The sequence below is a fragment of the Caballeronia sp. LZ028 genome, from assembly GCF_031451415.1.
Classification (GTDB): domain Bacteria; phylum Pseudomonadota; class Gammaproteobacteria; order Burkholderiales; family Burkholderiaceae; genus Caballeronia; species Caballeronia zhejiangensis.
Genome location: NZ_JARUXN010000026.1, coordinates 1 through 6244 on the forward strand (window position 1 = coordinate 1; position 6244 = coordinate 6244).

Consider the following 6244-nt stretch of genomic DNA (forward strand, 5'->3'; position numbering starts at 1 on the left):
CTTAGCCGACGTGCGGCTGCTGCTCGTCGCTTTGCTGTCGTTGGCGACGTGTCAAGGTTGGATGTCGGCTTGCTTCCCATGACAGACTCCCATTGAGTTCATGGAAATTACATTGTCTTTCCCAATATAAAGGTCGTTTTGACTTCAGGCTATCCGCTTCCGGCGCTGCGAAGCGAGCACGGCTCGATCAGTGACTTCACCTTCGTGCACAAGCCGTACCGCTTGGATGATCTCGCGAAGGCACTAAGAGCCTGAAAGGCAAATACCGACCCGGTCGCATTGCCGCAAGACACCGCAGCAGTCTCGGAATATCGGAGCCCCGGGTACGTCGACATTGCCAAAATCGCTAACTGGCAGCCTGTTCCTGCCGTCCGGCGCCGGTGTCCCTCGCCAACTGGTCTCGCGGCAGGACCCAAAATTCGTCCGATCGGTGGCCTTCAGGGCTGCCCGCTTGTTTCGACAACTGGTCGTTGAGGCGACTCTAGGCGCGTTGAAGCGGGCTGCAGGTGACAGAAACGCGGCTCTTTGACCTGACCTCTACCGTGACATCCGGATTAATTGCCGTGAAATGCTCGATCAATCGAATTAACGGTAATAGAGCCAGCCTATCAAATCCGGGGCGCGAGCGGACCGATGAGCGTGCGCGCATGTTCAACAAGCGTCTCAAATGCCACCGGCTTTGTCAGGCAGCGCTCGAAAAGCAAGCCTAACGCACCCTTTTCTTTGAGTGGACGCGTAGCGGCGGTCCAAAGAATGATCGGTATCTTCGCCAGATCTGGGTCCGCGCGCAATGCCCTGCAGAGGGCCAGGCCGTCCATTATCGGCATCATCAAGTCGGTAATAATCAAATGGGGACATGTCGCTTTCGCAAGCTGGAGGGCTCGGTTACCGTCCGAAGCGGTGTGAACGCTGAATTCATGCAGGGAAAGGAGCAAGGCCCACGCTTCGAGCGCGCTTGCCTCATCGTCGACGAGCAGAAGAGTAGGGGAATCAGGCGAAGTAGAAGGATAGTGGTTCACAGCACGCTCGGCGTACCCTGGCGAGCGTCATTGCTCATGGCCCGAAAGCTTGCCGGATACCTATAGGGTAGCAATCTGCGCGCCGCGCGAGAAAATATCCACGGCAGGTTCGCCCCGTGCATCGTCTGCGCTTTCTGCATCGCGTTCTTGTTTGCTGTTGCGACGACTAGACGTTTGACGGCCGGCGCCTCTCAATTTCTTCAAGCCATGAGTTAGGCTGCTTGAACCGATCCAGTACAATTCGGGCCACGTGAATCGATGAGGTGATTCAATCAGCGTTGGGTTAATCGCACTCGACCTAAAGGAATTTACCGCCGAAATACGCACATAGAAAAGTTCCACTCAGCGAATCCTGGAAGAATTGCGAGAGCTTGGTGTGCGAGTAGACGAAGCCCGCGACTGCCGGGCCGAAGGTGTAGTTCACACCGGCGCCGAAGGTCTTCTGGGTGCTTGCCGTAGGGCTAAAGGCACACCCGTCCGGCGCAAGCGCACCGTGCGGGGACGCGCCGGTTGGCAGGAAGGCGTGTCTGAAAGTATGGGCGAGTCACGTACAGGAGCGCGACGTCCGCATCGTCGATCGCAGCAGTGTCGATGTTCATGACGTTCAGCGAACTCCGCAGAGCCGTATAAAGAACGAGCCCTGAACGCGCGGCTGCAAATTTTGGCGCACAGCGGCCGTTATTGCTGGCGGGTGAGCGTCAAAAGAATGTCCGAATACCAGGCACTGTTTAGACCGAGTGTCTCATCGATTTGCACGTCCCGCGTGCCCATATCAATGGTCGACGAATGAACTCCAAGAAGCACCCAAGGCAGACTCGAGCTTTTTACCGCATGTCCGTTGGAGAGATCGCTCGTCACAACCGGCGCGCCGCTCGTGCCCCGATGGGTTCGCGCGTCGGTGATGAAGCATCCTCTTCCTTGGAAGCGGAGGCCGAATGCCGACGCTATGACGCCTTGTCTAACGACAGGGAGATGGTGCAGCGAATCGTGAAACCCTAAGGGAAAGCCGGCTATAAGTACGCAAGTGCCAATCGGCATCACACCGTCTGCCTTGGGAAGATGATCGGGACCAAACGCGTCGAATACCGCGGTCTTCGGTAGCCGATCCCTTCGAAGCTCCAAAACGGCAACGTCGATCTCGCCGCCGTCATCTGAGCCTTCTCGCCAAAGGCCAACGCCTTTCGCGTACAGAGGTATAGAAAACCATGTCGAAGCGCCCAGATTGTCACCATCAACATGCAGTTCTATCTCAACCCACTCAGGAAAATGTTTGCTAGCCTCGTCTTTGACAACGTGACGGCTCGTCACGAGAAAAAGCCGCTCATCGCGAGCGAAAAAAAATCCGCTCGCGTTAGTTAGGTGTCGATTTTGTGCGAAGGTCCTGATGCGCGCCACTGTGAGCAGAAGCGCTTCGGCAGCGTGTTTCGAGACCCCCGCGCTTTCATTGGACAAGCAACGATTCGAACTCGGGCCACTGAGAACGAGTTGCTGAATCAATTGAAGCATAGCGTAGCGTTGCGGCGTTGCTTGATCCGATGACAGAAAATCCGCCACGGACATCTCCGACGCATTGCCGCCCGAAGCGGCGTTCGGAACATGGCGCACAACAGGCCGTTCGTCGGCGCCGATATGCAGCAGCCATCTTTCGCCACCGGGGCTTGCATATAGTTCGACAGAGTTCGTTTTCATGAGTGCGTGTCCTGTTGAGGGGTCTCGCGCGATGGCCGTGGAAAAGACTGGTGGCTCGGCTCAGAGGCGACAGCATATTGCGTGCAATGTAGAGACGATAGAGACGCTTGCCGCTATTCGTCGTCTGCAGGACCGAGGAGCACGTCAATTGCCGCTTGGCCGGCGCGCTCAGTGATGAGATAGCACCGCGATGGGTGACGGGCAACCTCACTCGCGATGTGCAGGCCCGGTCCAGAGCCACCCTTGTCCGCGTTCTTTTCAACGGCTAAGGACTTCGGCCAAAAACTCGCGGTTTAACAAACGCTCCCGCTGTCGGGAAGAAGGAAGGCGCCGGAGCGCGACGAACTTCACGAGGGCTCAAACCGATCAGCACGCCAATAACGCGGGAGGCCGTTTGCCATATGTCAGAACCCTCATCTTGCACGACTCAGAAAAAGTCGGTGTTCAGTATCTTGATGGGTGAGCTAAAGCCACGTTTCGCTTTGCAGCTTGCCACCGCAACGATTCGCAAAAAGTGCGTCTGAAGTGCAGCTCTATCGCTTTCCAGGGATCCGTCCGAATCGAAGACCTCGACCATGCAGTTTCGCGTGACCTGGACCTGGAAGGACCTGCTTTGAATCTCGTGGCGGAAAAAGAGGTCACCGCCAAGCCGTAGGATCGGCCTTGTTGGCGAGCAAGGCGCGGACAGTTCCGGCTGCTGCAAAGAAACGTGGCCACTCCTTCCTTCGTTCACCAGCCTGTTGCGTCGCCTGCAGACAGGACAGACGAAATAGATGCCGAAGGCATCGATCGCCGGCTCAACGCTTTGAGCGGGTAATTCGAGCAGGCAACGGACGCACTTCCACATCGTGACCTCCGGTCGTTGGCAATCCTTTCAAAGCGAGAAGCAACAAAATTCTACCTCTGCTCGTGCACGATCATCTCGCGTAGACGTTTCGCATCCGGTTTCGGACGAGGGAGCCGTGCGAGATGCAATTCGAGCCACGTCGTCACGGCGCACATGATGTCCCGGTGCGCTGGTGCCCCCGGAATGAAGACACGTGCTTCATCGATCCATTGATGAAGTGCGCGGCCTACTTCTTCGATCGGAAGTGCGACCATGAACCTAACCGACCCACATGCGTGTACCCTTTGTCGATACCATCGCCTCAGCGATCGCCCGCAATCGCAGAGCACGAGGCAAGCTAGCCGCGAGCCATGCTGCTGCTTCAGCATCCTCAGGCGTCGCATCCGCGCAGCGGAGTGACGTCACCCGGCCCGATACCAAAGCACAAGCCGAACCAACGTCGAGCCCACTGTTTGGCATGGTCAATGGCCTCGGCGCGCGAGTCGAACCCTGCCAGATCGCCGCTCAGGACGACGTCGGTTGCACTTCCGTCGGCACCGCTGATGCTTATCCTCACATGTGCAATAAACTCGCCGTCGGCCCTGCGTGGAGTGGGATCGACCTCGAACCGTTCAAGATTGCCTTGCATTGAGTTCCCTTATTTCAGCCTACAACGAAAGCGAACAGTTGCAGTTCATTCGCGGCGAGTGCCCATGGGCCAAGCGCAAAAAAAGCAGTCGCGCATGGCACGCCCAAGGCGCAGTCACCGCAAATGTCGTTTGTACGTGAGCGAATGGGAAAGCTGTTCGATTCGACTTACGTGAAGCGGTTTTGACCGCTTTGCACGGTCTTCGATGTGATACCGGTACATTTCTACCGGACGCTGGAAGGCAGTGAGATTTGGCCGCTATAAAGTCAGTAGCTTCATCCTACCCTCGCTGCGAATTTTGTACAGCGGAATCTGCACGTCGTCATGCATGGATTGGCAGCCTAGCGATGTCGATATCTAGCTGCGCTCTGTCCGCTCCGGCTCGCGCGACGGACGCTTAGCTGCCTGGCCATTTTGCCTTGCCTACCGGCCGGTGCGGGCCGAAGTTGGGAGTTCACTCATGTTGATGCCGACATCCCATTGATCCGTATGCCAGCATCGCACTGAACCATCGTTTCCCGCGAACTCCTGCCCGCAGCGACGATTCGACATCGAGCGCGGCGGATCACTCGAAGTTCGGCATGTGGATCAAACGGGCATTGGCGTCAACAATCTAGCCGATCGAGCCTGAAGACGTGGCTCGTGCCGGCCTCCCCCAATGTCTCCGGGCGACAGGTGCGAATCGCGACATCGTAGCCTTCATCGTAGCGCGAATGCCGGTCGAAGCGGCTGAATGCGCGCGAGAACACGGGAGGATGAAGTTCAGCCCTTTTAAAGAAGGGGCGGGAATGCTGTTATGAACGTCTCCTCGAGATTGAAGATCCACTATACCTGCAATGCCGGTGGGGGCGCGCGGTGAACGGGTTGTGCTGTCCCGGACCCGCGGACTCATCGGGGGCAAGGAACGTGCAGTTAGACGAATCGCCTCCGTGCCCAGCCGGTTCGTCCGGGCACCCGAAAGACCTTGACGGTTGTCGAGGCGAGGCGTAATTTTCCTTGGGAAGTCTTCAAGAAGCGCGATTGCTGCTCATCATTGACCGCAGCCTGCGGTGTTCGTTGTCCTCTCCCTCCTTGATCCTTTATTCCGGGACCTGTCTCGCGGTCCCGTTTGTTCGTCCATCTTCAGGAGAGTTTCATGGATACCGGCACCGTCAAGTGGTTCAACGACAGTAAGGGTTTCGGGTTTATCACACCCGACAAGGGTGGCGATGACCTGTTCGCGCATTTCTCGGAGATTCGCGCCGAAGGCTTCAAGACGCTCGCAGAAAATCAAAAGGTCAGCTATGAGACGAAGAGCGGCCCTAAGGGTCTGCAAGCCGCGAACATCACGCCGATCTAAGTAGCTTTCCTGCCGACTCCGCGTGGGGGAGCCGGCAGTTTCGTGCTGGGGTAATCAGACTTCGTCCACCTGCTCGACCGGGTATTGCCGTCGGGCCTTGAATAGTACTCCTGAGGACTTGGATATCGTAAAAGCTAAGACCCCCGATGGGTTACCTCGGGATCGGCATAGGCCTTTGATAACCGTGCGAAGCCGCGGCGACCAGAGTGCGGGTTGATTCTTCATCGCGGGGTACGATGGCTCACCACTACTGGAGTTCTCGATGTCACGCATGTTGAAAGTTGGAAACCATGAATTCCATATTGTGGTTCAGCCGCTTGCTGACGGTGGCTTCACCTACGCATGTGTCGATGTAGATTTGAGTGGTTCAACTGTCAGCGAGATCCGCTACGACAGTCATCTTCGCTTTGAGACTGAGGACGAGGCCTATGAAGGCGGCGCGGCTCACGCACGACGGCAGGCGGTGAGGGGATACCGTTAGCGGTCCCCAATGGAGTTGATCTAGCGGCTCACGTTGGCATTTCCATCATGCGATCTGTCTGTAACCGTCCTCTCCTTCGGTAGGACGGCGACCTTATCGTCCGGCAAACGATCCCGAACAAGCGCTTCCAGGCCGTGCTGCTCTTAGAGGCGTTAACAGAATGACTTTTGCAGGTGTCGCCAGCATATGATGCAGCAAGCGATTTCGAGCAAAGCCTCGTGGATGAAAGCGAGGCGCTCGA

General features: G+C 57.0%; 6 protein-coding genes and 1 pseudogene. 2 read left to right on the forward strand and 5 right to left on the reverse strand.

Features of this window, described 5'->3' with window-relative positions; translation table 11 throughout:
- Positions 1–608: 608 nt before the first annotated feature.
- The 4 genes from QCE58_RS33780 to QCE58_RS33795 form a co-directional block, all read right to left on the reverse strand.
- Entirely contained in the window at positions 609–1019 is a 411-nt protein-coding gene (locus QCE58_RS33780; RefSeq protein ID WP_008344556.1) for a response regulator, read from the reverse strand.
- A 678-nt stretch (positions 1020–1697) separates the two neighbouring features.
- Positions 1698–2708 carry a serine protease gene (locus QCE58_RS33785; protein ID WP_008344577.1) on the reverse strand — a complete coding sequence of 337 codons (1011 nt, stop codon included), beginning with the start codon at positions 2706–2708 and terminating at the stop codon, positions 1698–1700.
- 427 nt (positions 2709–3135) lie between these two features.
- Positions 3136–3555, reverse strand: a complete 420-nt coding sequence (locus QCE58_RS33790) for a hypothetical protein (protein WP_250521440.1) — start codon at positions 3553–3555, stop codon at positions 3136–3138.
- A gap of 370 nt (positions 3556–3925) precedes the next feature.
- Positions 3926–4183 carry a hypothetical protein gene (locus QCE58_RS33795; protein ID WP_008344583.1) on the reverse strand — a complete coding sequence of 86 codons (258 nt, stop codon included), beginning with the start codon at positions 4181–4183 and terminating at the stop codon, positions 3926–3928.
- A 1135-nt stretch (positions 4184–5318) separates the two neighbouring features.
- Between QCE58_RS33795 and QCE58_RS33800 the strand changes: the two genes are divergently transcribed.
- Positions 5319–5522, forward strand: a complete 204-nt coding sequence (locus QCE58_RS33800; protein ID WP_008344589.1) for a cold-shock protein — start codon at positions 5319–5321, stop codon at positions 5520–5522.
- A 262-nt stretch (positions 5523–5784) separates the two neighbouring features.
- A complete protein-coding gene (locus QCE58_RS33805; RefSeq protein WP_144403764.1) occupies positions 5785–6003 on the forward strand; it encodes a hypothetical protein in 219 nt (72 codons plus the stop codon).
- 152 nt (positions 6004–6155) lie between these two features.
- Here the strand turns inward: QCE58_RS33805 and QCE58_RS33810 are convergent.
- Positions 6156–6244: pseudogene (locus QCE58_RS33810) on the reverse strand (IS5/IS1182 family transposase); the annotation flags it as partial.